The organism is Leptolyngbya sp. FACHB-1624, assembly GCF_047649235.1.
Classification (GTDB): domain Bacteria; phylum Cyanobacteriota; class Cyanobacteriia; order Leptolyngbyales; family Leptolyngbyaceae; genus Leptolyngbya; species Leptolyngbya boryana.
This window is the reverse complement of record NZ_CP180258.1, coordinates 1,404,821-1,431,539: the sequence shown is the minus strand read 5'-3', so window position 1 is coordinate 1,431,539 and position 26,719 is coordinate 1,404,821. Positions and strand designations below refer to the sequence as shown.

General features: G+C 47.1%; 19 protein-coding genes. 12 read left to right on the top strand and 7 right to left on the bottom strand.

The genetic code is table 11. The features are described 5' to 3' along the window. Window positions 1–5: 5 nt before the first annotated feature. Window positions 6–683, top strand: coding sequence for a GTP cyclohydrolase I FolE (gene folE / locus ACMUEV_RS06575; protein ID WP_190652122.1), 678 nt, complete (start codon window positions 6–8; stop codon window positions 681–683). Here folE and ACMUEV_RS06570 read toward each other — a convergent pair. The 3 genes from ACMUEV_RS06570 to ACMUEV_RS06560 all read right to left on the bottom strand — a co-directional run bounded on the left by ACMUEV_RS06570 (window position 662) and on the right by ACMUEV_RS06560 (window position 3,744). After that, window positions 662–1,300, bottom strand: a complete 639-nt coding sequence (locus ACMUEV_RS06570) for a phosphoribosylanthranilate isomerase (RefSeq protein ID WP_190652123.1) — start codon at window positions 1,298–1,300, stop codon at window positions 662–664. The two genes, folE and ACMUEV_RS06570, sit on opposite strands and share 22 nt — an antisense overlap. Before the next feature lie 150 nt (window positions 1,301–1,450). Then, the gene (locus tag ACMUEV_RS06565; RefSeq protein ID WP_415354744.1) at window positions 1,451–2,116 is read right to left on the bottom strand and encodes a response regulator transcription factor; all 666 of its coding nucleotides are present in this window, start codon (window positions 2,114–2,116) and stop codon (window positions 1,451–1,453) included. Window positions 2,117–2,121: 5 nt separating this feature from the next. Next, a complete protein-coding gene (locus tag ACMUEV_RS06560; RefSeq protein WP_190652125.1) occupies window positions 2,122–3,744 on the bottom strand; it encodes an ATP-binding protein in 1,623 nt (540 codons plus the stop codon). Between the two features lie 210 nt (window positions 3,745–3,954). Here ACMUEV_RS06560 and ACMUEV_RS06555 point away from each other — a divergent pair, with 210 nt between their 5' ends. The 5 genes from ACMUEV_RS06555 to ACMUEV_RS06535 are packed head-to-tail and all read left to right on the top strand — an operon-like array spanning window position 3,955 to window position 10,558. Continuing rightward, window positions 3,955–5,196: a glycosyltransferase family protein gene (locus ACMUEV_RS06555; RefSeq protein ID WP_190652126.1), complete on the top strand. Its 1,242-nt coding sequence runs from the start codon at window positions 3,955–3,957 to the stop codon at window positions 5,194–5,196. A 6-nt stretch (window positions 5,197–5,202) separates the two neighbouring features. Continuing rightward, entirely contained in the window at window positions 5,203–6,441 is a 1,239-nt protein-coding gene (locus ACMUEV_RS06550) for a glycosyltransferase family 4 protein (RefSeq protein WP_190652127.1), read from the top strand. Window positions 6,442–6,452: 11 nt separating this feature from the next. Next, window positions 6,453–7,649 (top strand): glycosyltransferase family 4 protein, encoded by a 1,197-nt coding sequence (locus tag ACMUEV_RS06545; RefSeq protein WP_190652128.1) that lies wholly within the window; start codon window positions 6,453–6,455, stop codon window positions 7,647–7,649. Continuing rightward, window positions 7,649–9,499: an ABC transporter ATP-binding protein gene (locus ACMUEV_RS06540; RefSeq protein WP_190652129.1), complete on the top strand. Its 1,851-nt coding sequence runs from the start codon at window positions 7,649–7,651 to the stop codon at window positions 9,497–9,499. The genes ACMUEV_RS06545 and ACMUEV_RS06540 overlap by 1 nt, the downstream gene beginning before the upstream one ends. Before the next feature lie 24 nt (window positions 9,500–9,523). Further along, entirely contained in the window at window positions 9,524–10,558 is a 1,035-nt protein-coding gene (locus ACMUEV_RS06535; protein ID WP_190652130.1) for a phosphotransferase, read from the top strand. Between the two features lie 109 nt (window positions 10,559–10,667). Here ACMUEV_RS06535 and ACMUEV_RS06530 read toward each other — a convergent pair whose 3' ends face one another. Continuing rightward, entirely contained in the window at window positions 10,668–10,868 is a 201-nt protein-coding gene (locus ACMUEV_RS06530) for a hypothetical protein (RefSeq protein WP_190652131.1), read from the bottom strand. 132 nt (window positions 10,869–11,000) lie between these two features. Here ACMUEV_RS06530 and ACMUEV_RS06525 point away from each other — a divergent pair, with 132 nt between their 5' ends. From ACMUEV_RS06525 to ACMUEV_RS06505, 5 genes are all read left to right on the top strand, one after another. Continuing rightward, window positions 11,001–11,582, top strand: coding sequence for a Uma2 family endonuclease (locus tag ACMUEV_RS06525; protein ID WP_190652132.1), 582 nt, complete (start codon window positions 11,001–11,003; stop codon window positions 11,580–11,582). A gap of 521 nt (window positions 11,583–12,103) precedes the next feature. Next, window positions 12,104–12,874 (top strand): class I SAM-dependent methyltransferase, encoded by a 771-nt coding sequence (locus ACMUEV_RS06520; RefSeq protein WP_190652133.1) that lies wholly within the window; start codon window positions 12,104–12,106, stop codon window positions 12,872–12,874. Window positions 12,875–12,879: 5 nt separating this feature from the next. Beyond that, window positions 12,880–13,809 (top strand): TauD/TfdA family dioxygenase, encoded by a 930-nt coding sequence (locus ACMUEV_RS06515; protein WP_190652134.1) that lies wholly within the window; start codon window positions 12,880–12,882, stop codon window positions 13,807–13,809. 83 nt (window positions 13,810–13,892) lie between these two features. Then, window positions 13,893–14,687 (top strand): TenA family transcriptional regulator, encoded by a 795-nt coding sequence (locus tag ACMUEV_RS06510; RefSeq protein ID WP_017289952.1) that lies wholly within the window; start codon window positions 13,893–13,895, stop codon window positions 14,685–14,687. A 195-nt stretch (window positions 14,688–14,882) separates the two neighbouring features. Continuing rightward, a complete protein-coding gene (locus ACMUEV_RS06505; protein WP_190652135.1) occupies window positions 14,883–18,047 on the top strand; it encodes a response regulator in 3,165 nt (1,054 codons plus the stop codon). Here the strand turns inward: ACMUEV_RS06505 and ACMUEV_RS06500 are convergent. Next, complete coding sequence (locus ACMUEV_RS06500) at window positions 18,044–19,831, bottom strand: ABC transporter ATP-binding protein (protein ID WP_190652136.1); 1,788 nt, start codon at window positions 19,829–19,831, stop codon at window positions 18,044–18,046. The two genes, ACMUEV_RS06505 and ACMUEV_RS06500, sit on opposite strands and share 4 nt — an antisense overlap. Continuing rightward, on the bottom strand, window positions 19,828–21,588 hold the full coding sequence (locus ACMUEV_RS06495) for an ABC transporter ATP-binding protein (protein ID WP_190652137.1): 1,761 nt from the start codon (window positions 21,586–21,588) through the stop codon (window positions 19,828–19,830). Before ACMUEV_RS06495 ends, ACMUEV_RS06500 begins: the two co-directional genes overlap by 4 nt. Window positions 21,589–21,842: 254 nt before the next feature. Here ACMUEV_RS06495 and ACMUEV_RS06490 point away from each other — a divergent pair, with 254 nt between their 5' ends. Continuing rightward, entirely contained in the window at window positions 21,843–24,557 is a 2,715-nt protein-coding gene (locus ACMUEV_RS06490; protein ID WP_190652138.1) for a cation-translocating P-type ATPase, read from the top strand. A gap of 18 nt (window positions 24,558–24,575) precedes the next feature. Here the strand turns inward: ACMUEV_RS06490 and ACMUEV_RS06485 are convergent, their stop codons facing one another. Further along, complete coding sequence (locus tag ACMUEV_RS06485; protein ID WP_190652139.1) at window positions 24,576–26,609, bottom strand: potassium channel protein; 2,034 nt, start codon at window positions 26,607–26,609, stop codon at window positions 24,576–24,578. Window positions 26,610–26,719 lie beyond the last annotated feature (110 nt).

The window sequence follows — 26,719 nt, the reverse complement described above, 5'->3', positions numbered from 1 at the left end:
TCATTATGACTCTTGCCACACCGAACGGATTTAGCTCCAAGAATTTAGAATCCAGACCCGATCGCAATACACAGAACGGTCAGGAAGCTAAAATTACGCCTCCTAGTGATGAAACCCGCGAACAGATGATGGATGCGGTACGCACAATGTTAGTCGGGGTGGGGGAAGATCCCGAGCGCGAAGGTTTACTGAAAACACCCAAACGGGTTGCGGATGCGATGCGCTTTTTGACGAGCGGTTATAACCAATCGCTTGAAGAGTTAGTCAATGGTGCAATCTTTGATGAAGGTCACAATGAAATGGTGTTGGTGCGCGACATCAATTTCTTTAGCTTGTGCGAACATCATATGCTGCCGTTTATGGGTCGCGCGCATGTTGCTTACATTCCCAATGAGAAGGTTGTGGGGTTAAGTAAGCTAGCACGGATTGTGGAGATGTATTCTCGCCGCTTGCAGGTTCAAGAGCGTTTGACGCGCCAAGTTGCTGAGGCGTTGCAAGAAGTCCTACAACCTCGCGGTGTTGCGGTTGTGATGGAAGCAACGCACATGTGCATGGTGATGCGTGGGGTGCAAAAGCCTGGTTCTTGGACAGTAACGAGTGCAATGGTCGGAGTGTTTCAAGATGATCAGAAGACTCGCGAGGAGTATCTGAACTTGATTCGTCACCAGCCTTCATTCTGGTAACTCTTCAAGCAAGTGAATAGTTGATGGACACGCTCCAGGCTTTTATCACCTGGGGCGTTTTCTAATCCGCTGGAAAGATCAATGCCATGCGGGGTGACTAAGGCAAGGGCTTCTAAAATATTTTCTGGGTTCAATCCGCCTGCTAACCACCATTCACAAGTGGGATCGAATTCTTTGAGCATTGTCCAGTCGATCGTTAATCCAGTTCCGCCTGCTTGCTGGGGATGATACGCATCGAGTAGTAGCACATCGACGTGAGTGTGATAGTTCTGAGCTTGTGCGAGATCTTGTTGCGATCGTATCCGCAATGCCTTGATTAATTTAATGTTGAGCGATCGCAGGGCTTGACAAAATTCTGGGGATTCTTTGCCATGCAGTTGAACGACGTTGAGATTTGAAATCTCAACTGTTTCGCGAATGGTATCGATATCCGCATCGAGAAACACGCCGACTCGATCGACGCTTAACTGTTGAGTAATGAGTCGAATTTGTTCTGGAGCGATGTAGCGAGGTGTGTCCGGCACACAGATAAACCCGATCGCGGTTGCGCCTGCGTTTTCAATGTCGATCGCTTGATCGGTTTTGGTAATTCCACAAATTTTGACTTGTAATTTCATGGTTGGACAGGTTGCTCTTTCTTGAATTCATAGCTTATCAAGAAGTCACAGTTGTTAAAGCAGAAACATCTGAGCTAGGCAGAAAAAATGTTCTCCTTGAAGCCTCGACATCTTTCATCAAAACTCAATGAATGTTCGATGAAAACACGCTTAGGCACGCAAGCGATAGCCTACACCTCGGACGGTTTCAAACAACTCGCCTCCAAGCTTTTTTCGCAAATAACCCACATACACATCTAAGATATTGGAACCAGGATCGTAGTCATAACCCCAAACGCGATCGAGTAATTGCTGGCGGCTTAACACCTGACCGGGATGCCGAAAGAACATCTCAGCTAACGTGAACTCACGCGCGGGTAATTCAATCATTTTGCTACCCACTTGCACTTTGCGCGTTCGCAAATTTAGAACAGCATTCCCGGCACTCAGAATGGTATCCTCTGGCGCTGCGGTGTTCGTGTGTCCACGCAGTCTCAGCTTTACCCGTACTAGCAGTTCTTCAAACCGAAAGGGCTTTGTCATATAGTCATCCGCCCCACCTTCTAAGCCTGCAATTTTGTCCTGAATATCGTCTCGAGCCGTGAGGATCACAATCGGGATCTGACAGCCTTGTCCGCGCAGTTCTTCTAACACCTCTAGCCCGTCTTTTTCGGGCAATCCTAAATCCAGAATCAACAGATCAAAGTCGCTCTTGACTGCCAAGTTCAGCACATCGCTTGCTGTGGATGCGATCGTCGTGGTAAATCCATTCGCACGTAAGCCTTTTTCAATGAATGCTGCAATTCTCGGTTCATCTTCTGCAATTAAAATCTGCATGAGCATTACTTCTCCTCGATTTGAAGGGGAATGACGATCGCAAAGGTTGCCCCTTGCCCCGGTTGACTCCGAACCGTAACTTCGCCACCGTGCGCTTCGGCGATCGATTTGACAATAGATAATCCTAGTCCAGATCCTTCCGAGCGCCGCCGACTGTTCGCAGCACGGGCGAAACGATTGAAAATCCGGGTTTGATCGCTCAAAGCAATGCCTTCTCCAGTATCGCGTACCCAGAAGTGCACATCCCCTTGCGCGATCGCTAAGCCGAGAGTAATCGTGTCACGCGCTTGTGTAAACTGCGTTGCGTTTTGTGCCAGATTCATGATTGCCTGCGTCATGCGCTGGCGATCGAACATCGCTATCCCTGTCGCATTGCCTTCTAGCGCCCAGTTGCGTTCCGCCAATGCCTGTGCTTTTGAGAAGAGTTCTTCAGTAAACCCATCTAGATCAACTGGCTCAACCTGCAAGAAATCCGGACGCTCTGATTTGGCTAACAGAATTAAATCATTCACCAGTCGCGTCATTCGATCCAATTCGTCTCTCACCACTGCCAGCGTTTCCTGATGTTCGATTGGATCGTCGCTGATGAGTTCCAAATGCCCTTGGATAATCGTGATCGGAGTACGGAGTTCGTGCCCCGCATCATTAATCAAGTTGCGCTGACTGATAAAGGATGCCTCTAGCCGATCCATCATGGCATTAAACGAATGTGCTAAGTCTGCAATTTGTCCTGTGCCTTGCACTTCTAAGCGCTGATTTAGATCGGATTCGCTAATTCTGCGAGTGGCATGACTCAACGACTGTAGGGGTAATAAGACTTGCTCTGACGCTAACCACGCGAGCAGCAATGCTAGTAGCAGCAATGCCGCAACGACCCTAACCACGACACCCACCGCCTCAATGGTCTCTGCCTCCTCTCCACGAGTTGTATGAGCAATAACCAGTACCCCCAGAGTTTGACCTCGCACCTTTACAGGTTCAAGCATATAAACAACGTCTCCGCTCTTGGGATCATTGATCGAGAATCTTCCTTGTGTCGCTGTCGTCTGTTGTTTCCACTGTTTCATGAGCGCGGAATCACTTTTGAAAATAGTGGGTCTAGCCCTAGGGCTTGATTGGTAAAATCTCCCCTCCACAAACGTGAGCAGGAAGATATCATCTTCTACAATTTGCCGTGCTAAGTACGCATCAAAAAAATCAATTAACTCTTCTTTGGAATAAGGAGTTTGAAACCGCTTGTCGTTCTTAATTAGCTCTGGGTCGTCTACTTCGACGTTATGCTCATCCAACAGTTCCCCCTCTAGCAAATTTTTGAAGACCTCAATTTTTTCACTCACGTCCTGGCTGACCCGTTGATCAATTGCGATCGCCAGAAGATAGCGAAAGGCGGGAATCGAAACTAAAAAAATAAATAGCAGGATCGCGGTGTACCAAAACAAGATGCGAGTCCGGGCAGCCCAAAACAGTTTTTGCCCCAAAAATTGCCTGATGGTCGAGTGAGGATTCTTCGATATCACTGTCGGGACTCGTCGCTTCGTTGAGTCAGACGTAGAGGAGCCTTTAAATTCCATAGCTTTATCGATTTTGAGGAGCTTGGCAGCTTGGTTCTCAAGATTCAATCGTTTCACGAAAACAGCTTCATGAGAATCTTCTCATCCATTTCTCACAGAAGGCTCATGACACAAGGGTGAACGCCACGTTAATTTACGGTTAATGAAGGTTTTACCTTTGGTTATTTTTTGTCATCTCTGCTCGATTCATGCTGAGAGAGTATCCCCCTTACCCATCGATAAAACGAATCTTACAAGCATCAGTGCAACCCATCGTTATTCAATTTTATGACATCACATGCTTGGTCACAGTTTTCTCAGCGATCCGTTCCACTCCGCATTGCGCTTTACTCCCATGACACGATGGGACTCGGGCACAAGCGCCGCAATTTGCTGATTGCTCAGACACTGGCTCAATCACTCCCGCAAGCCTCGATTCTCCTGATCAGTGGAATGGAAGAAGGGCGCAGTACCAGTCTCCCACCGAATATCGATTATTTGTCATTGCCTGCTTTGCACAAGGATGGCGAGGGACAGTACCAACCCCGCCGTTTAGAGATGCCGCTGCAAGCCTTAATTGCAATGCGATCGCAGGTGATTCAAGCCGCGCTCAAAGCCTTTGCGCCGGATTTGTTGATTGTAGATAACGTGCCACGCGGAGCGGTGCGAGAACTCAATCCGACCCTAGAGTACTTGCGATCTCAGGGTCAAACCCGCATGGTGTTAGGACTACGGGATGTGTTGGATGAGCCGAGGATCGTCCAACGAGAATGGCAGCGTGCCTCAAACGAAGAAGCGATCGCGCGATATTATGATGCTGTTTGGGTTTACGGTGATCCAGCCGTATTTGATCTCACCCAGGAATATCGTTTTTCGCGAACGGTTGCCAATAAAATTTGCTACGTGGGTTATTTCGATCAGCGTCAACGCTTGCAGTATCTTGCATCACCCGAAACGGTTATCAATGATCTGGGTTTGCCAGGGGGAAAATTAGCGCTTTGTTTGGTGGGGGGCGGACAGGATGGTGCAGCATTGGCGCAGCACTTCGCTCAAGCAACTTTTCCGCCGGATACAAATGGCGTGATTTTAACAGGTCCGTTTATGTCAGCTAGCGATCGACAACTTCTCCAAACGTACGCGGCAACTCATCCTCGTTTACGGATCGTAGAGTATCTCGAAGAACCCACTCAACTATTGCAGCAGGCGGATTCTGTCGTTTCGATGGGCGGCTATAATACGACCTGCGAATTGCTGTCGTTTGGCAAGCGATCGCTGATTGTGCCGCGCGTCAAGCCCCGATTGGAACAATGGATTCGAGCAAAACGGTTACAAGACCTAGGTTGGATTGATGTGTTGCATCCAGATCATCTCAGTCCAACAGCCCTGACCGATTGGTTAGCGCATCAGCCGACAACACCCGCAACATCGCGATCGCCGATTGATCTCAATGGCTTAAATCGGTTGCCCGAATTCGTGATGGCTGTCTTAACCCAATCAGCATTGCCTGCATCTGCTTATTGTGCCTCATAGTAGAAAATGAATACTTGCCGTTCTGTTCCCGATTCTGCAAAAGTCGCATATGTCTTGAAGCGCTACCCGCGTTATTCTGAAACCTTTGTTGTTTCAGAGATTCTCGCCCATGAAGCGGCTGGATTAGACTTACAAATTTTTGCACTCTATCCACCCTTGGATGGGCATTTTCAAGACATTATTGCTCAAGTGCGATCGCGGGTCACTTACCTGTTTGCATACGATCTAACAGGCATTGCTTTGTGGACTCAGTTCAACGATGCGAGTAGCATCCTACCGAATTTTTGGCAAAAACTAGAAGTTGCTCAGGCAGAAGAGGTCAATCATGTTTACAGAGCGGTGCAGCTTGCCTGCATCGTTCGGCAACAAGGCTTTACGCATCTACACGCACATTTTGCGACCTCTGCCACGATCGTGGCGCGATTAGCAAGTTACTTTGCCGAAATTCCTTACTCTTTCACGACTCATGCGAAAGATATCTTTCACAACAGTGTGATTCCCACCAAGTATCAGCAACTCTTGAACGATGCTGATGCTGTCGTGACAGTGAGTGATTACAACCTCAACTATCTTCAGCAAACCTACGATTCTGTCGCAAGCCGAGTGCAGCGAATTTACAATGGACTCAATTTACAGCGCTTTCCGTTTGCGGCTCCCTACCCGCGCAACCCTAAGATTCTGGCAGTCGGACGCTTGATCGAGAAAAAGGGATTTGCAGTACTGATTGAGGCGTGCAAAATTCTCGTCGATCGCCGGATCTCCTTTACCTGCGACATTATCGGCACAGGCGAAGAAGAAGCGAATTTACAGCGTCAAATTCTCCAGTCCGGGGTGCAAGACCAAGTTAAACTCTTAGGCCCACGTCCGCAAGGTGAACTAGTGCAGCACGTGCAATCCGCAGCGATGTTAGTGGCTCCCTGTGTCGTTGGCAGGGATAGTAATCAAGATGGTTTACCGACTGTGTTACTCGAAGCAATGGCACTGGGTACGCCTTGTATTTCCACGGATGTGGCAGGAATTCCAGAAGTAGTGCGTCACGAAAAGACTGGATTAAGCGTTCCCCAGCATGACGCGATCGCGCTTGCGGATGCGATCGCGCATTTGCTACAAAACCCGAAATTCGGGGTGCAACTTGCGACACAAGCGAGACAACTGATTGAGCAAGAATTTGATATTCATCGCAATGCGGCTCAGTTACGAACCTTGTTTCGAGCCGCGATCGCAGTACATCCGATTGTGACGTAGGAGGAATGACAATGCGAATTGCCTATGTTTGTGCTGATCCAGGCATTCCCGTATTTGGGTGTAAAGGGTGTTCGATTCATGTACAAGAAGTGATTCGAGCACTGCTGCAACAAGGACATCAAGTAGAACTATTTGCAATGCGCTGGGGCGGAGAACCTCCAGCAGATTTTGCTGCTGTTCCTTGCCACACCTTGCCTACATTACCGAGAGCGGTGAGTCAAGCTGCCATAGAACCGCGCCAAACCGGACAACGCGAACTGACCTTACTCTCTCTCAATCTAGAGCTACGACTGGCATTAGAGCAAGCAGAACCGTTTGATGCCGTCTATGAGCGCTACTCGTTGTGGAGCTTTACTGGCATGGAATATGCTCGCAGTCACGGTATCCCGGGAGTGTTAGAGGTCAATGCCCCTTTGATTCAAGAACAAGCGACTCATCGGGGCTTAGTCCATCGCGAGAGTGCAGAAGCTGTTGCACAGCGAGTATTTCGCGCCGCTCATGTCATTGTTGCAGTTTCCCAAGGAGTTGCGAACTATCTCAAGCACTATCGGGAAACTCAGGGAAAGGTGCAGGTTATTCCGAATGGTGTGAATCCTGATCGGTTCACGAAGCCGCAAATTCCGACTCAACCGAGCGACGATTTTACGATCGGCTTTGTCGGCACCATGAAACCTTGGCATGGGTTGCCCACCTTAGTCGAAGCTTTTGTTCAGTTTTACGATGAGTTTCCTCGAACGCGACTTTTGATCGTGGGAGACGGCCCTGAACGTGCTGGTTTAGAAGCAGATCTCCTTGATCGCAATATCCACACAGCCGTGCAGTTCACAGGCAAGGTTGCTCCAACCGAAATTCCAGGACTGCTAGCATCAATGCAAGTTGCTGTCGCTCCTTATCCTGACTATCCTGATTTTTATTTCTCGCCGCTCAAGGTGTATGAGTATATGGCTGCCGGATTACCTGTCGTTGCCAGCCGGATTGGAGAAATCCAGACCTTGATTCAATCTGATGTCAATGGGCTGCTCTATGAGCCAGGGAATCAGGGGCAGTTAGCCCAACAGTTCGCTGAACTCTATCAATCTCCATCATTACGTCTGCAACTAGGACAACGAGCACGAGCAACTGTTCTGCGAGAGCATACTTGGGAACGAGTAGCACAGCAGATCGTCGGCTTCATGCAGCAAACGGTTTCAACGCTGGAGGTTGCTTGATGAATCCTGCTCAACAGCTTCAAGTGGTGATTCCGGGCATCGGGCGAATCCTGAAACGGTTTTCGCCTTACATTCGCAAGCAGCAATCTTTGATCACACTCTCGATGCTGGCATTGTTTGGCGAAATTGCGCTGCGATTGCTAGAACCATTGCCGCTCAAGTTCATTTTTGATGAGCTTTTTGTTCAACAAGCAGGTGGAGCCGTTTTGCATCCTGTGCCGTTGATTGGGGCTTTAGATACGCGATCGCTGTTGTTGCTTTGCGCGATCGCAATCGTGGCACTCGCTGGAATAAGAGGTATCGCTGCCTATTGGAGCACGGTGGGATTTGCATTAGCAGGAAATCGGGTGCTCACTGAAATTCGCAGTGTACTTTATACCCATTTGCAAACGCTCTCTTTATCGTTCTACAGTCGTACGCGCAGTGGAGATTTAACCCTTCGGGTGATCAGTGATGTAGCGGTGCTTCAAGAGGTCGTTGTTACGGCATTACTGCCCCTACTCGCGAACTGCCTGATTCTTTTCGGCATGGTGGGTGTAATGTTTTGGCTGAATGCACAACTCGCGATACTAGGGCTAACCTTATTGCCGATCTTCTGGTTTTCTACCTTTCGGCTCACCCAACGCATTCGTGCTGTCTCCAAACAGCAGCGGCAACGAGAAGGATCTATGGCAGCGACCGCCGCCGAGTCCATCGGAGCCATCAAATTAGTTCAAGCATTATCGTTACAAGATAAATTTACGACAGTCTTCACGCATCAAAATCAGAAAAGCTTGAAAGAAGGCGTGAAGGCAAAGCGCTTATCGGCTCAACTAGAACGTACAGTAGAAGTGCTTCTGGCGACAGCAACCGCGCTTGTGCTATGGCGTGGAGCAGAATTAGTATTGAGGAACGCGCTGACTCCGGGAGATCTGCTTGTATTTCTCACTTATCTGAAAAATGCCTTTAAGCCCGTGCGCGACTTTGCCAAGTATATTGGACGATTGGCAAAAGCTTCTGCCGCTGGCGATCGCATTCTCGATCTGCTGGATCAAGCCCCAGACATCTACGACTTGCCCGAAGCAAAACCAGCCCCTCGATTGGCTGGAGCCGTTCAGTTTGACAACGTGAGCTTTGCGTATGAGCCAGGCTATTCGGTTCTACAAGACATTAGTTTTACAGTGAAACCAGGGCAGCGCGTTGCAATTGTAGGCTATTCTGGCAGTGGCAAATCGACGTTAACAACATTATTACTACGCCTCTACGAACCGGATCAAGGCACAATTTTGATTGATAATCAAGACATTCGCCGTTATACCCTGGAGTCTTTGCGCACTCAGATGAGTGTTGTCTTGCAAGATAGTTTACTCTTTGCTGCTAGTGTTTGGGATAACATTGCTTATGGGGCATCGACAGCCACCGAAGCCGATGTGATCGCGGCTGCTAAACTTGCAAATGCCCATGAGTTTATTCTGAACTTGCCCCAAGGCTATGACACGATTTTGGGCGAACGGGGTGTAACACTATCGGGTGGACAACGCCAGCGGCTCTCGATCGCACGAGCCGCCATTCGTCAGGCTCCGATTTTGATTTTAGATGAACCGACGACGGGCTTAGATAAAGCAAACGAGCAAGAAGTAATCGATGCCTTAGAACGTTTGTCAGTTGGACGCACGACCTTTTTGATTGTGCATGATTTAGAACTTGCTGCCCGTGCTGATTTTATTTTTTACATGGAGCGAGGGCGATTGGTCGAACGAGGAACCCATGAAGCCTTAATGCAACTCAACGATCGCTACGCTGCTCTTTATCGACTGCAAGCAACTGAACGACAGTATGCTGCTGCATCTAACCTTGAGTGTTCGATTTAGTGTTCAATTTAGGTTTTGTCTGTTATGTCGATCGCGATTCAAGACCCATTCCACATTCTTGCTGATCCAAAGTTGAGTTTTTTAGCGACTGCATTTGATCCAGTACAAGTCCAACAGCAATTCCAAACTCAGCTTTTCTACCGCTCAGAGCGGCTTAAAGCAATAGAGATACAAGCGATTCGCGTGATTCGCTACAAACCTCAACGACGCTGTTTGATTGAGTACGATGTCTTAATCGAGCACGCAGGTGAGGTACGATCTATGACCTGGATCGCGAAAGTACGATCGAAAAAACTCGATCGATCCTGCTACCGATTGCAGCAACTCCTCTGGGATCACGGATTTGGACAGGATAGTACCGATGGGATTTCTGTACCAGAACCGATCGGGGTGGTTCCTCAATGGCGGATGTGGCTTCAGTGCAAAGTCCCTGGCATTCTAGCAACTGAGGTCATCTCAACAGCGGCAGGAACAGAACTTGCACAGCAGATTGCAGATGCAGCACACAAACTCCATCGTGCTTGGATTCTGCCGAAACGTTGTCATGGCATTGAGGAAGAAATGGCGATTTTGCACGATCGCTTATCTCGAGTCATCGTGCAATACCCTCAATGGCAAACCCGACTAGAACAAGTTTTAGCTCAATGCGATCGCTTAGCCGGTTCAATTGGATCAAATTTGATCTGCGGCATTCATCGCGATTTTTACCCGGATCAAGTGCTGGTCGATGGATCGCGGCTCTATTTGCTAGATTTTGATTTATTTGCAGGCGGTGACAGAGAGCTTGATATTGGCAATTTCAATGGACATCTCATTGAACAAAGCTTGCGTTTATTGGGTGATCCGAATGCTCTAGCAACTCAGCAAGCTGCACTTAGCGATCGCTTTATTCAGATTAGCGGTGAAGCAACTCATCATGCGATCGAAGTGTATACTACTCTGACGTTAGTCCGGCATATCTACCTCAGTACGCAATTTCCGGAACGTCAGCCTTTTACAGAAGCGATTTTGGAACACTGCGAGCATCGATTGAAGCAACCGTCTTTGGTGCTGAGATAATCGCCCTCAGGTTGAAGGTCGCATCGATTGAATCTTGGACTGTCTATGACTCATACCAAATTGAAAAATGTTTGCGACCAATGCCTTGTGAATGGAATTCGCTAGGACATCAAGTGTCGCGATCAAAAATTGATTGGGTATCAGTTTCTTCGCTTTGGCATAATGGTGGCAGAAATAGCTTTAGGAATGTTTCCAACGATCGAACTCGCTCAATCTGAATCTTTCGCTCCTTAATCTCGATGACAATGCCAGCAACGATCCAATTGATGTGGGTACAATCCGCACAACCGTTAGCTTCTGAATCAGGCATTTGAATCAACGACACAGTAAGAATATTAGGAATATTGGCAGTGCTGAATTGTTTCTTTTTCTTGAATCCATAGCTTATCAAGAAGTAGAAGCCGTTAAAGTAGAAACATCTGATCTCGGCGGAGAGATTCTTATGGTTGCGAGTCCCCAATTCTCTTTGAGTCCTGAAGAATATCTCGAATGGGAAGAACGGCAGGAAATTCGCTATGAGTATCTAGAGGGTGAAGTATACGCGATGACAGGCGGAACACTTCCGCCCAGTGAAATTGCTGTTAACTTTGTTACTGTGTTAAAAAGCCATTTACGGGGACATGGCTGTCGCGTTTTTAGTTCTGATGCAAAAGTTAGAATCAGCGAGAAAGGTCCTTTCTTTTATCCTGATGCAACTGTGACTTGCGATGAGCGCGATCGTACTGCATTAAAATTTGCTGAACATCCTTGCATGATTGCTGAAGTCCTCTTACCCACTACTGAATCTTACGATCGCGGTAAAAAGTTCGCAAAATACCGCCAACTGAAAAGCCTAAAAGAATATGTCTTAATTAGCTCTGATACTATCAATGTTGAGATTTTCCGATTGAATGAGAAAGAGAAATGGGAACTGACTGCTTATGCTGAAGGAGATGAAATTGAGCTGACTAGTATTGATTACAAATTCCCGATCGAGCTTCTCTACGAAGACATTATGCTAGTTCCTGCTGAGGAGGAAGAATAGCGATCGCTCATACTAGAAGTGCAGGATCTCTAGAACATCATGCTGAAGGAAAAAATAAAGCAAGAGTTAGAGGATGTTTGAAAAGACCATCAAGGGGGTAAAAAAGCTCTCCGGTTATCAGCTGTAAATACATCAAAAACACAGCGCCGATGACAAAGTTTACGATTCGGCTTTATAGGAATAGTTAGTAGCACAATCGAAGTCATTGCTTCTGAATCCGCAGACAGGTTGTCTACTAGGAAAGTACTGCGATTGTTCAAGTGCCGTAGTGCTATTGAGCCTGTGATTGGACAGAGCAAAGGCGGCTACTGTTGCTGTACTGAATTCTTGAATCGATAATTCAGTAAATTTGCCGTTTCATGCGTTTAGCAAAACTGCATCCAAGTCGATTGAACTATAGATAATACTTATCATATTGTGAAGATTATATTTGAAGAGTGCCTAGACACCGTAAATCTATTGAGTTATGGTCTTAAGTATGTTTTTAGATTACGTAAAAATAATTAGAAATTTCAAGCGTTATGCGAGAGCCACCTTCAACCGTTCAGGCGATATACGATAAAAGTGCGCCTAGTTGGGTCAGACATGAGCCGACGATTCTCTCGGACTTTACCGCTCGTCCACCAACCTTGGATTTTTGCGGGAACGTTACTGGAAAGCGAGTTCTGGATTTAGGGTGTGGAGAAGGATACTGTGCGCGACAACTCAAAGAACGAGGAGCAGCATCCGTTTTCGGCATTGATATTTCTCCAGAGATGATTGAGCGCGCCCAAATTCAAGAGCGCCAATCTCCTCTAGGTATTCAGTATCAGGCTGGTAGCGCAACCGACCTAAAAGCATTAAAGACAGAAAGCTTTGACCTAGCGGTTGCAGTCTTTTTGTTTAACTATCTTTCGATCGATGAAATGCTCTGTGTGATGCAAGAAGTTCATCGGTTACTGATTGTCGGGGGAGATTTTATCTTTGTCGTTCCCCATCCGATGCTAGCATTCACTCACCGTCAGTCTGCGCCATTCTACTTCGACTCCGAATCTCAAGGATACTTCTCAGGACGCGATCATGCTTTCACTGGAAAGATTTGGCGGCGCGATGGAATTGCATTAGATGTGCGTAGTTTTCATAAAGTCTTCTCAGACTACTTTACAGCCCTAAAAACGGCTGGATTCACAGCCATGCCTGAATTGAAAGAACTCACCGTTACGCCTGAGTTACTTGAGCTAGATTCGTCTTTCTTTGAGCCTGTTGTTGATATTCCGCTCCACTTACTGATGCGAGTGACCCGTTCATCATAACTTCCATGATTCAATCCTTAACTAAGGCTCAGAACCAGGTCGATCTCATCCGTGATCAGGACTGGACAAGAGCCGATATGCTGCGATCGTCTCAATGGCAACTGACAATTCCGGCAGTCGTTTTCCAAGAATTTCATCGGGCATCTGCAAATCCGTCTGCTGGTTTGCAACACCTCGATCAGCTTGCCCGCACCATTCAGAAAGAACTGTTTGATGGGAGTGGCATCGTCTTGCTGCGGGGCGTTCCCCTCAATTTTAGTGAATTGGTCTGCCGCAACTTTTACTTGGCATTGGGTCAACGAATTGGTAAACCCATCGATCGCTATGGTCTGGTTTATGACGTAACAAATTTGGGGCGATCGTATCAAACTAGCCGAATTCCTATTTCTCAGACGAATGCCGAAACGTCTTTTCACACTGACAGCAGCGCGATCGATTGTTTGCCAGATGTTGTGGGTTTGATGTGTCTTCGTCCTGCGCTATCGGGTGGAGAGTCGCAAGTGGTGAGTGTCCCTGCTGTTTATCAGCGCCTAGCAGCAAGTGATCCGAAGGCAATATCGCTTCTTCATCAGGACTACATTCGCGATATTGTTACCCCAGGATCTGCGTTTTCGTTAGAAAACTTACGAAAAAACCAGTTTCCTATCTTTTCTCACCAAGGACGGCGCGGTTTAACGTTTCGCTATATGCGCTATTGGATTGAGCGGGGTCATCAAAAAGCAGGAGCTTTACTGGATGCAGCGCAAACGGCAGCATTTGATGCGCTCGATCTCACTTTATGCGCTGAGGATCTGGTTCTGCAATTTAAGCTCGAAGCGCGAGACATCCTGTGGGTCAACAACTTCAAAGTGGCTCACAACCGAACGAACTATCAAGATTATGATGAGCCTGATCAGAAACGTTTATTGCTACGGATGTGGCTCGAACAAGTTTGAATCCGATTCTGTTTTCGTTTGATTGATCAGTTTTGTAAGTATGCTTTGTCCTTGTTCCATTCATCTAGATCTCCCTAACCCCTATGCACAATGCTCTTCCCCCGTTCAAGCGAACGATCCTGAAATTCAATCGTGAAGTTGGGCAATCGGTTGTTTCGATTCGACAAGATTTAGCATCCGTAGAGTCTGGGGCATGTGAGCCACCAAGCACTCCTGCTGAGGCTAGAATGGCGCTCAATCAATTCATGCAGTCGCATCCGTTCTGGCAGAACTCGCTCTTTCAAGCTTGTCGCTCCGGTAGCCTCTCTCAATCAGATTTTCAACTGATCTTTGCCCAATACTCGCTCTACTCTCAAAATTTCACGCGCTACCTTGCCGGGCTAATGGCAAATATGGAGTTCGATGCGTTGCGGGTCAAACTGATTGATAATCTTTGGGAAGAGAGCGGTGGAACTAATCCAGACGAGCGGCACACAGAGATTTTTCACCAGTTTCTTCGAGAAGGGTTGAATGTTGATACTTCTCAAATTCAATATTTAGATTCAACGGTTTTGTTCGTCAAAGAGTATCTAGATTTTTGTTTGCGATCGTCTGCCTCCTTAAGCAGCGCATTTCTTTCACTAGGAACAGAAGCGATTGTGCCTCGAATGTACGGCATCTTTGTAGAAGGTCTGCTCAAAGCGGGTATTCCAGAAACACATCTTTATTTCTTTAAGCTTCATATGGAGGTGGACGATGCCCATGCAGAGACACTTGAGGAAATTATGATGGCTTATTCGGACAAGCCCTACTGGTTTATTCAGTGTCAGCAGTCGATCGACTTTGCTTTGTCGTTGCGCATGCGATTTTTCGAGCAACTTTACCTGTATATTTCTTGAACTTTGCGGTGCAGTACGTTCAGACCTAGGACAGGTACTATTACCTTCACAAAGTAGTGCTAGGTCGAGGTGTTTTACTATCTTGAGAGCAATGTTCGCGATCGTGCGTGGACGCGAGGTTTTGATCTCGATCAGTGGAACGAGTGAATTGCGATATCCTTGAAGGAATCACCTCAGTTCTCACCCATCGGATAGATGTTACAGAGTCGCCAGGAGAATAATTCTCTTTACATTACCCTCGCGATCGCGTTTGCGATTGCCGCTACGCTGTTATATCCTGGACTCGCCCAGAACTTGCTGACCGCTGCTGGATTTATTCCTCACGGTCACTGTTATTTGTGGAAACCAGAATTAGTTTGGCTCCATGTTGCGACCGATACGATTATTGGGATCTGCTACGTCGCGATTTCGGCGACGCTTGCGTATCTCGTGTATCGAACCCGCCGAGAAATTCCCTTTCACTGGATCTTTCTCGTTTTTGGTGCATTTATCGTCGCCTGTGGTGCAACCCATTTCATGGAGGTCGTCACACTCTGGAATCCGATGTATTGGCTATCAGGTGATATCAAACTGCTGACAGCACTCGCTTCAATTTCTGCTGCACTGACGTTACCTCCACTCGTTCCCAGAGTCGAAAACCTGCTGAAAACGCTGAAACTGGCTGAGGAGCGACGGCAACAGTTAGAAGTCGCACAGCAAAATAATGCTGCTCAAACTTGGCTCAAGTCGAATGTGGCAGAACTGAGCCAGAGACTGCAAGGGCAACGAGATCTAGCCAGTACTGCGGCAAGCGTGCTTTCTCATTTCTGTTCTCTGGTGGAAGCGCAACAAGGCGTATTCTACTGGCTCGAGCAAGACTCAGGCGTGCCTGTGCTGAAATTAGTTGGCAGCTATGCAAGTCAAGCCTCAGCACAACTCAAACCCCAGATCCAACTGGGAGAAGGGCTAATTGGGCAATGTGCGATCGATAAGAAATCTTTACTGCTGAGTGATATTCCCAGTGATTATCTTCAAATTAGTTCCGGCTTAGGCAATGCCTCTCCTCGGCAACTGATTGTTCTGCCTGTGTTGTTTGAGTCTGAAGTAGTCGCAGTGATTGAGCTTGCTTCATTTCAGCCGTTTAGTGAAATTTCGCTGATTTTTCTTGATGAGGCAAGTAAGATTTTGGGCGTCGTGCTGACAACGATCGCGGCAACGGCTCGGACAACAGAATTACTCGCACAGTCTCAAGCGCTGACGCAAGAGCTACAACGCCAGCAAACTGAGCTTCAAGATACGAATTGCCGATTAGAAGAACAAGCAGAAGAACTGAAAGTCTCTGAAGCTCAGTTACGCGAGCAGCAAGAAGAATTACAGCAGACCAATGAACAGTTGCAAGAGTTGAATGTAGAGCTAGAAGAGAAAGCGGCACAACTTGCACTCAGTTCACGCTATAAATCTGAATTTCTCGCCAACATGTCGCATGAGCTACGAACTCCGCTCAATAGTTTATTGATTCTGGCAAATTTGCTCAGCGAGAACCGCGATGGTAATTTGACGGCAAAACAAGTTGAATATAGCCAAACCATTTATGCGGCGGGCAATGATTTGCTCGATCTGATCAACGATATTTTAGACCTTGCCAAAATTGAATCGGGTAAATTGTCGATCGAGCTACAACCCATCTCATTCCCCAATTTGAAGATAGCCCTCGAACAAATCTTTCAGCAGGTCGCTTTGAGTAAAGGATTAGACTTTACGATTGCGCTCGATCCGCACCTGCCAACCAACTTTACGACCGATCCAAAACGCCTTCAACAAATTCTCAGAAATCTGTTATCGAATGCTTTTAAGTTTACTCAACGAGGAAGCATTGAGATCAGCATAGCGGCTGAATCCTCTGAGATTGCATTTTCAGTAAAAGATACCGGAATTGGGATTCCGGCTCATAAGCAGACTGCGATTTTCGAGGCATTTCAGCAAGCCGATGGAACGACCAGTCGTAAGTATGGTGGGACAGGATTAGGACTGTCGATTAGTCGAGAACTCGCCATGCTTTTGGGGGGAAGATTGACGGTTACGAGTCAAGAAAATCAGGGCAGTACGTTTACGCTCTATTTGCCGATTGTTGAAACGGTGCAGCCTGCGATCGTGCCTGAGACCAGTGAGCGTTCTATGACTAGGGTCGTTGCAGACGATCTCGCATCACTGCAACCGGAGGATGCTGTTTTGCTGATTGTTGAAGATGACTTAAACTTTGCCTACAGCTTGCTAGAAATCGCTCATCAACAAGGCTTTAAGGGGCTAATTGCGACGCAAAGTGATAGAGCGCTTGAACTTTTACGACAGTTTCAACCTGTGGCAATGATGCTGGATGTCTACCTGCCGGATGGCAACGGATTGAGTATCTTAAACTACTTGAGATCAAATCCTCAACATGATCTGCCTGTCTATGTGCTGTCAGGAGATGACTATTTAGAGCGCAGTTTACAGCTTGGTGCGATCGCATATTTGCAAAAACCCGCTACGCTAACTGCACTGAATGAGGCTTTTTCGATCCTCAAACAGTTTTTAGCTGATCGAGTCAAGCAGCTTTTAATCATTGAGGACGATCCAACGCAGGCTGAAAGTCTATGTGAATTGCTCAAACAGGATCAGGTACAAATTGCGATCGCTCGATCCGGAGTACAAGCTTTAGAAATGCTGCAATCGACAGAATTTGATTGTGCTGTTTTAGACTTAATGCTGCCGGATCGAGACGGATTTGAGTTACTTGAAGACATCAAAACTCATTATCCAACCTTGGCAATTGTGGTCTATACCGCAAAAGAATTGACGCTTGAAGAAGAAGCTCGACTGAAGCGACTCGCCGAAACCATCATTATCAAAGATGCGCGATCGCCCGAGCGCTTGTCTGATGAAATGATGCTCTTTCTCCATCAAGTTCAACTCAAATCAGTTCAATCTCAATCGTTCACTCAGTCATTGCAGCCCTCTGATGCAATTCTGGTTGGAAAAAAAGTCTTAATTGTCGATGATGATGTCCGCAATATTTTTGCGATTACGAGTCTGCTAGAAGAATATGACATGGAAGTCCTCTATGCAGAGAATGGTAGGACTGGGCTGCAAGTCTTGAATCAGAATCCAGACATCCATCTTGTATTGATGGATATTATGATGCCAGAAATGGATGGGTACGATGCGACTCGTGCAATTCGAGCACAACCCCGCTTCAAATCGCTGCCAATCATTGCCCTGACGGCAAAGGCGATGAAAGACGATCGAGAACAATGTTTAGCAGCAGGCGCGTCAGATTACATTACAAAGCCGCTCAATTTAGATCAACTGATCTCGCTCTTGCGGGTTTGGCTATCGACTTAAGGTGCTGTATTCACGGATGTCGTTGACCCAAGCTGTAACGCATAGAGATTGGCATAGATCCCTTGCTGGTCTAGTAATTCTTGATGGGTTCCATGTTCTACAATCTGTCCACCTTGCACGACCAGCACTTGATCTGCTTGAGTCACTGTACTAAGTCGATGAGCAATTACAAAACTCGTTCGATTTTGCAATAACCGAGCGATCGCATCTTGTACCAGTGCCTCAGTCCGCGTATCAATGCTACTGGTTGCTTCGTCTAAAATCAAAATCCGAGGCTGAATCAACACAGCACGCGCAATACTAATCAACTGGCGTTGACCTTGACTGAGCATTGCTCCTCGCTCACCGAGATAGGTCGAATACCCTTTCGGCAAGGTAGTAATCAGTTCATGCACATTGGCAATCTGGGCGGCAGATTCAATCTCAGCGTGAGTGGCATCTGGACGACCAAAGGCAATATTTTCGGCAACCGTTCCACTAAACAAGACCGTATCTTGTAAAACAATACCAATCTGACGACGTAAACTCGCTTGAGTCACTGATCGAACATCAATTCCATCAATCAGCACTGCTCCCTCGGTCACATCATAGAAGCGCAGAATTAAATTAATGATGGTACTTTTTCCCGCTCCAGTCGCACCGACAAGCGCGATCGTTTGTCCAGGTTTTGCTAGCAAGTTCACTTGATTCAAAACGCGCTGGTTAGGCGTGTAGCCAAAAGCAACATTCTGAAATTTGACCTCACCTTGAATCGGGGGCATCTCGATCGCATTCGGTGCATCGTTTAACTGCGAGGGTTCATCCAGTAAACTAAAAATTCGTTCCAGTCCTGCTAAAGCCGATTGTGCTTGAGTATAGAACTGGCTCAAAATCTGAATCGGTCTGAAGAACTGCTGCACATAGATCAAGAATGCCGTGACGACTCCGACGGTTGCTTGCCCGCTTACGGCTAGATACCCACCATAGGCAAGGACACCCGCAGTTGCTAGAGTATTGAGAAAATCGATCGAAGGTAAAAATGCAGCCGTGATCGCAACAGCTTCAATATTGGCATCGCGATTTGCCGCATTCAATTGATCAAATTCGTCAATATTCAACTGCACCCGGTTAAATGCTTGGGCTTCCCGCACGCTGCCAATATCTTCTTCGAGCTTGGTTGAGAGTTCTCCGATCGTTTTACGTGTAACTCGAAATCGCGATCGCGCCCATCGTGAAAAGAGCGCAGTCGTGAGAATCATCAACGGCACAACAAAATTGCTAACTAATCCAAGCTGAAGATTGATTGACAACATCGCAATGATAATGCCGATCAAACTAAACAAATTCCCCAACATTTGCGCGATCGTTTGACCAAAGGCTTGGTTGACGGTACTTACATCATTGAGCAACCGACTCATCAAATCGCCTGCTTCACTGCGATCGAAATAGCTCAAGGGTAAGCTTTGTACCTTAGTAAAAATATCTTGCCTCAATTGCGCGAGAACATGCTGCACAATCCAACCGACCCGGACAATCTGCTCCCGAATGGCTTGGATACCGAGCACGTAAATCGTAGTCAAGGCGAGTAAAGCGAGAAGTAACCCTTGCAGATTGCCCTGTGCAATTAAATGATCGATCGACCATCCAATAAAGAATGGTCCAACAGCTTGAGATGCAGCACCAATCAATACGCACAATAATGCGATCGGAACTTGTTTTCGATAGGGTCGAACATATCGTAAAAATCGCCGCAGTGTAGACACTTGGCGGGTGGACTTTTCGGTTGCTCCAAAAGCACTGCTCATGTTGATTTCACCTGAGATTCTAAAATCGCGCTGTACAATGGGCTGTTTCGCATGAGTTCTTCATGGGTTCCCTGTGCGACGAGCAACCCTTGATCCATCAGTAAAATACGATCGGCATTGCGAACGGTTGTAATCCGCTGCGCGATGACAAAGGCAGTACAAGTTTTTTGCTCCATCAAATCATCGAGTGCTGTTTGAATCTGTGTAGCAGTTTTCGCATCGACGGCGGAAGTACTATCATCGAGAATCAGAATGTGGTAGTTGGTTAGTAACGTGCGAGCGATCGCAATTCGCTGGCGCTGTCCTCCGGATAATCCAACTCCCCGCTCGCCCACTACCGTGTCATAGCCTTCTGGAAGCTCTGAAATAAAGTCATGAATTTGGGCTGTTTTCGCTGCTTCAATGATTTCTGCAAGGGTCGCATCCGGCTTTGCATACGCAATATTTTCTCGCAATGTCCCTGAGAACAAAGTTGTTTCTTGAAACACAATGCCAATGTGCGATCGCAGACTCATCAGGTTAAATTCTCGAACATCATGCCCATCAATGCGGACTGCACCTTCAGTTGGATCATAGAATCGAGGGAGCAAATTGACGATCGTGCTTTTTCCTGATCCAGTCATGCCGAGAATTGCAATCAATTCGTTCGGCTTCGTTTCAAAAGAAACATTTTTCAAGGCTTCGACTGTCGCGCCTGGATAGCGAAATGACACATTCTCAAATGTAATCCTGCCCCCACAAGTCCGAAACGGAATCGCATTCGGTCGATCGCGAATTTCGACTTCTGCATCCAGCACTTCATAGACGCGTTGGGCAGAAGCTGCGGCTTGAGCGATCGCAGGTGCAGCAAATCCAATCAGTAAAATCGGTTGAAGAATGAAGAGTAGGTATGAATTAAACGCAACGAGTTCACCGATAGAAAATTGTTGGCGAATCACCTGTGCGCCGCCATAGCCAATCACCACAACTGTAATCAAATTGCTGAGCAGAAAAATGATTGGAAACGTGTTCCGAATCGCATACAGCGTTTTCATGCTGACGGCAATCAGTTCATTGTTCAATGCAGTGTAGCGAGTTGCCTCTTGGGACTCCCGCACAAAAGCTTTGACAGCCCGCACACCGATTAGATTTTCTTGCAAAACAGCATTGAGGTCGCCGAGTTGCTCCTGCACTCGCTGAAACACACTGCCATTCCGAGTGAAAAACCGCGTCAATATCCAAGCCGCGATCGGCAAAACTGAGAGCGTCATCAGCGCTAATTGCCAATTCATAATCAGCAAAATCGTTGAAATCGTGACAAGCGTGATGACGGCTCCAATGACTTGAATCAAGCTTGTGCCAATAAACGATCGAATCTGCTCGATGTCGCTCGTCGCACGGGTGAGCAGTTGTGAGGTTTGCGCGCGATCGTGATAGCTAAAACTCAGCGTTTCCAGCTTAATAAAAAGCTGATTGCGTAGATCATACGCCACGCCTTGTGAAGTCGATTCTGACCAGAATGTTTGCCCAAAGTTAAACAATCCGCGCGCGAGCGCAGCAACGACCATCAGGGCTGCACTTTCCCAGACGACAGTAGAATTCTTCGCAGCAATCCCTTGATCAATTCCCCATCGAAAAATCTGCGGAGTGACCGCTGTTGCGATCGTCAGCAAGATCAGACTTAACACTGCTCCAAGCGCTACGTACCGATGCGATCTGAGACCTTGCAGCACTCGTTGAAGTGCCGCGATCGATGAATTGTCCTGCGATTGAGTCAAGGTAATCCTACTCTTCACTGATAAATTCAGCGATATTATCATACAGAAGAATTTTGAGTATCTGCTGTAAGGCAGGTGTAACTCCAGAAAGACTAATTTTCGCAAGTGATTTGCCCTTCTAGAATTACATCTGTCTTTGGCTGAGCAATGCCTAAGTCTTAAGGCTGAGGTTGCAATTTTAGCCCCAAGATAGTCTTGAGGCTAAACTCTCTCCACAAAAGAAGAGTTGTTGTACTTTGCCTTAACGAGCAACTATGATCACGCGTGAGTCTTCGTCCGATATTGAACAATCTGCTTCAGACTGGCATCATCTTCCTCCTCCTGAAGTGGTGACTCGGTTGGAAACTCATCCGGATCAGGGATTGCATCCTCTAGCAGTAGAACAGCGTCAGCAAAAATATGGTGCGAATCAATTGACGCAGAAAGCCGGAAAAAACCCGCTAATTTTGCTGCTCGAACAGTTTAATCAGCCGCTGATCTATATCTTGTTAGTTTCTGCTGGAATTACTGCCCTATTGCAAGATTGGGTTGAAACGTGGGTGATTTTAGCAGTAGTTGTGATCAATGCTTTGATTGGGTTTGCTCAGGAATACAAAGCGATCAAAGCCATGCAAGCGCTCGCGCAAACGGCGCAAAGTGATGCTACTGTCATTCGCGGCGGGCAAAAGCAACAAATTCCAGCGACTGAATTAGTTCCAGGTGATCTCGTAACACTTCAATCTGGGAATAAAGTACCAGCAGATTTGCGACTCTTGCGATCGCGCGATCTTCAGATTGATGAATCTGCGCTGACCGGTGAATCTGTTCCGGTTGAAAAGAATACGATCGCACAACTCGATCTCGAAACTGCTTTAGCCGATCGCTTAAATCTTGCCTATGCTTCCACCTTGGTTACGTATGGAACAGCAACGGGAGTCGTGATTGCCACTGGAGATCGAACCGAGATCGGACATATTAACGAACTCATTTCTTCCGCCGATGTCCTCACGACTCCTCTGACTCGTAAAATTAACCACTTTAGTCAGACTTTGATGTATGTCGTCTTGGGAGCATCTGCGATCGCATTTGTGGCAGGTGCACTGCGAGGCTACTCTTTGGACGATAATTTTTTAGGCGTCGTTGCGTTAGCAGTCGCCGCAATTCCTGAAGGATTGCCTGCTGCGGTCACGATCACGTTAGCGATCGGGGTGAATCGCATGGCAAAACGCAATGCCATCATTCGCAAACTCCCAACAGTCGAAACCTTGGGTAGCACAACGGTAATCTGTTCTGACAAGACTGGAACCTTGACGCAGAATGCAATGACCGTGCAAGAAATTTATGCAGGAGATCAAGTCATCCGGGTGTCAGGCGTTGGCTATGCACCAAAAGGAGAGCTTTCGACTTCAGGTGAAAATCAAGCGCTCATCGAATGTTTGAAAGCAGGACTCTTGTGTAATGATTCTCGCATTGTTGAGGAAGATCAAGGCTGGACGATTGTTGGTGATCCGACTGAAGCCGCGCTGATTACCGTTGCTCACAAAGCAGGGTTAGATCGTCATACGCTTGCACAAGAGTTGCCCAGACACGATAGTATTCCGTTCGAGTCACAGTATCAATATATGGCAACCTTACATCCGGTTGCAGATCAGGCATTGATCTATATTAAAGGCTCTGTAGAAAGCCTGCTTCCTCGTTGTACCGGAGAATTGTCTGCATCGGGAGACACGATCGCGTTAGCAGTCGATCCGATTCATCACCATGTCGAGCAAATGACCACCAAAGGACTACGAGTTTTAGCATTTGCAAAATTAGACCTGCCAACTGTTCCGCCCTCTCTGACGCATGAAAGCTTAGAGCATGGCTTAACCTTTTTGGGCTTGCAAGGCATGATTGATCCGCCTCGCGAAGAAGCCGTTCAAGCTGTTCAAGCCTGTCGAAATGCTGGCATTAAAGTGAAAATGATCACCGGAGATCATATTGGCACAGCCGCCGCGATCGGGGAACAAATTGGACTGGCCAAATCGCCGCCCCAAGATCGCACCGGAGCCGCGATGACGGGAACTGAGATTTCCAAGCGATCCGATCAAGAACTTCCAGCGATCGCAGAACATACGGCTGTGTTTGCACGAGTGACTCCAGAACAGAAATTACGCCTAGTCAGAGCTTTGCAATCCCGAGGGCATGTGGTTGCGATGACGGGAGACGGGGTGAATGATGCGCCTGCCTTGCGTCAAGCTGATATTGGCATTGCAATGGGAATTACAGGTACAGAAGTTGCAAAAGAAGCTGCTTCGATGATTTTGACAGATGACAACTTTGCCACAATCGAAGCGGCTGTAGAAGAAGGACGAGGCGTTTACGATAACATTATCAAGTTTATTGTCTGGGCGTTACCGACCAATCTGAGTGAAGGATTAGTCATTTTTGTCGCGACTTTGTTGGGGATTACTTTACCGATTTTACCGCTGCAAATTTTGTGGATTAACACGACGACCGCCGTTTTACTCGGTACAGGACTAGCAGTTGAACCGAAAGAACCAGAGATTATGACGCGATCGCCGCGTCCACCTCGATCTCCATTACTACGACCATCAATGGTGCGATTTATCGCATTGGCAGGCATCCTCCTTTGTATTTTCGCGTTTGTGGTCTATGAAGTTGCGATTCGCAATCAGGCAAGTATCGAATCGGCTCGTACGGCCGCAGTGAATGCGATCGTATTTGGTCAGATTTTCTTATTGTTTAATTGTCGATCGCTCTCGTACTCGATGTTTCAGTTAGGGATATTCTCGAATCCGATTTTACTGCTAGGAGTTGGGGTGATGATTGCACTCCAAATGCTCTTTACCTATGCTCCGTGGATGAACCAAGTGTTCGGAACGGCTCCAGTACAGCCAAGTGAATGGGGCGTGATTTTGGCAACTTCGCTAGGAGTTTACTTGCTGATTGAGTTGCTGAAGTGGAACCGCCGCCGTTCTAGAGCATAAAGCAGAACATCAGACCTTCTAATCATGACTTGAGGAATTGGGGAATGCTTCAGCAACGACTTGCACTCGTCTAAGTTGTAGCACTAAACGTTGGGCTTGATGGGGGTAAAGGTCAATCGGGAGTGTTGTCGGTAAGGTCTTCAGAGCGTGGGTTGCTGCGTCAATCTCACAGCCCGAAATTCGTGCGATCGCCATTGTTGCTTCAAACTGTGCATCCTGAGTCAGGACTTTTGTGACCCGCACCTGCCAGGTTTTCGCCGTCATTTTTCCCTGTTCTACATTTCGCAATCCTTCCATTGTGGCTAACACGACTAAGCGATCGCCGCTCCCCACTCGAATATCCCCCGAAGGCATCCATTGTTCAGGCTCATGTTGGGCAGATTGATACAAAATAGGAACGATGCCATAGCCGTAGCTCACATCTGAAAGAAGATGTCTGTGTAGCGTGTCGGTTTCGGTGATTTGGTACTCGGTTACTAGAACTGTTTGTTGATTGAGCCGAAATAGACTCAGAATATTTTCCCCAAATGCGGCGGCTGAAAATGCTGCCGCAGACAAGCGATAAGCGCCCAATACTTTTGCATAAGGTAATAGTTGGGCGATACTCTTGCTAAAGCGAGGATCAAAGACCCGAATCACCAAATTCAGCCCTGGATTTTGTTGGCAAGCTGTTAATGCGATTTCTAAATTTGCGACTTCATCATCGGTACACACAATTACGCTTTTTGCGGTTTGCAAATTTGCTTTTGCTAATGTGCTGGTCAGTTTACCCGTTAATAAAGGCATCGTCGGCAAAATAGTCGGATCGAGATTGGTGCTGTTGAGACCAACCAAGGATTGTCTCATTTCCTGGAGCAGGGTTGCCGTTCGCTGTCCGACTCGTCCGAGACCAACGATGACAATGTGTTCTTCTTTCGGAACTGGAGGACGGCGCTTGAGAAGTTGAAATTTTGCAGTGAGCAAACGTTCCGTTAAGAGGGCATACAATACACCAACAAAGGCAGTACCTGCGATCGCAAGCAGCAAACTAAACAGTCTTAGGCTCAACGGAATCGGTAGCTCTAGTTTGACCTGCCCAAATAAGTCACCATAACCGCCGAGTAATAAAACTGCTGTTGTAAAGAATGCGTCTTGTAGCGTAATGTCAGGGTAGTTCAACCAAAACAGTAGCGTGCCTAATAATGCTAATCCACCAATTGTTGCACCTGAAACGATCGTGACTTTCTGAGTTTGATTACTATCTTGCCAGAATTGATATAGGAGTTGCTTTAAATCCTGTTTCTGTAGTGAACTGATCAGTGCCTTTAAAGCAATTGATAGTTTGATTCTCCTCCACGACCTATCAGGTAATCGATGGTGTGGAATTTCATTTACTTCAACGTAAGCGATCGTATCTCCTGAAAAAATTGTCTGTTCTTGCTCCCACTGATAGAAACGAGGTGAGACTTGATTGTGAGCGAGAACCGTTCGAGTTGAGTTGTTTAGCTCATAAATCTTGCGTCGATCGCACCAAGGATGCTCTGGTTCAATTTGCTGTTGAACAACTCGCACCAGTTGATTGCCTAATCGAAATAATCCGATAGTTTCCTGGTGTAATGCTGCCAAAGCAAACGCAGGTGCTGGAAGCTGAGTGGCTTCAAATGCAACAAAGTTACCGAGTTGCTGTCCCAAAAGCTGATTGAGATTTTGCTGGTCAGAACGAATCACCAATCGAATCGCTGGATTGAGCGATCGCGCTGCCAAAGCTGCTTGGATATTGACAGTTTCACTACTCGTCACTAGTAAAATCGCGCGGCATTGAGCAATTTTCGCTCGCTCTAGCACTTCGAGTTGCCGACAATCTCCAATCACGAATTCATCTAGCAGGGTTGGCAGTTCTGGAAGTTCCCAAGTTCTGCTGCTCGCTTCTTCGATCGCAATCACACGCGCATCAAATTCTTTGAGATAGCGTACACATTGCTGACCCAAACTCCCCAAGCCACACACTAAGATGAAGTCAGATGATGGCTGAACGGAATGATCATCGGAACCGAACGACTGTGACAACGACATTGGTTCAATAGAAAATAGGCTAGATGGCGCACCGGAAAACAAAAGCTTGCCAGAGATTCCGAAAGATTCCAAAAATCCTGCTCTGGTAAGCTTGTCTTCAGATTATGGCA

Coding starts and splice junctions, on each gene's coding strand:
- ACMUEV_RS06510 (WP_017289952.1), top strand. CDS start 13,893: ATGCACAATGCTCTTCCCCCGTTCAAGCGAACGATCCTGAAATTCAAT.
- ACMUEV_RS06535 (WP_190652130.1), top strand. CDS start 9,524: ATGTCGATCGCGATTCAAGACCCATTCCACATTCTTGCTGATCCAAAG.
- ACMUEV_RS06485 (WP_190652139.1), bottom strand. CDS start 26,609: ATGTCGTTGTCACAGTCGTTCGGTTCCGATGATCATTCCGTTCAGCCA.
- ACMUEV_RS06525 (WP_190652132.1), top strand. CDS start 11,001: ATGGTTGCGAGTCCCCAATTCTCTTTGAGTCCTGAAGAATATCTCGAA.
- ACMUEV_RS06555 (WP_190652126.1), top strand. CDS start 3,955: ATGACATCACATGCTTGGTCACAGTTTTCTCAGCGATCCGTTCCACTC.
- ACMUEV_RS06505 (WP_190652135.1), top strand. CDS start 14,883: ATGTTACAGAGTCGCCAGGAGAATAATTCTCTTTACATTACCCTCGCG.
- ACMUEV_RS06515 (WP_190652134.1), top strand. CDS start 12,880: ATGATTCAATCCTTAACTAAGGCTCAGAACCAGGTCGATCTCATCCGT.
- folE (WP_190652122.1), top strand. CDS start 6: ATGACTCTTGCCACACCGAACGGATTTAGCTCCAAGAATTTAGAATCC.
- ACMUEV_RS06570 (WP_190652123.1), bottom strand. CDS start 1,300: ATGAAATTACAAGTCAAAATTTGTGGAATTACCAAAACCGATCAAGCG.
- ACMUEV_RS06540 (WP_190652129.1), top strand. CDS start 7,649: ATGAATCCTGCTCAACAGCTTCAAGTGGTGATTCCGGGCATCGGGCGA.
- ACMUEV_RS06565 (WP_415354744.1), bottom strand. CDS start 2,116: ATGCAGATTTTAATTGCAGAAGATGAACCGAGAATTGCAGCATTCATT.
- ACMUEV_RS06530 (WP_190652131.1), bottom strand. CDS start 10,868: ATGCCTGATTCAGAAGCTAACGGTTGTGCGGATTGTACCCACATCAAT.
- ACMUEV_RS06500 (WP_190652136.1), bottom strand. CDS start 19,831: ATGAGCAGTGCTTTTGGAGCAACCGAAAAGTCCACCCGCCAAGTGTCT.
- ACMUEV_RS06545 (WP_190652128.1), top strand. CDS start 6,453: ATGCGAATTGCCTATGTTTGTGCTGATCCAGGCATTCCCGTATTTGGG.
- ACMUEV_RS06550 (WP_190652127.1), top strand. CDS start 5,203: ATGAATACTTGCCGTTCTGTTCCCGATTCTGCAAAAGTCGCATATGTC.
- ACMUEV_RS06490 (WP_190652138.1), top strand. CDS start 21,843: ATGATCACGCGTGAGTCTTCGTCCGATATTGAACAATCTGCTTCAGAC.
- ACMUEV_RS06520 (WP_190652133.1), top strand. CDS start 12,104: ATGCGAGAGCCACCTTCAACCGTTCAGGCGATATACGATAAAAGTGCG.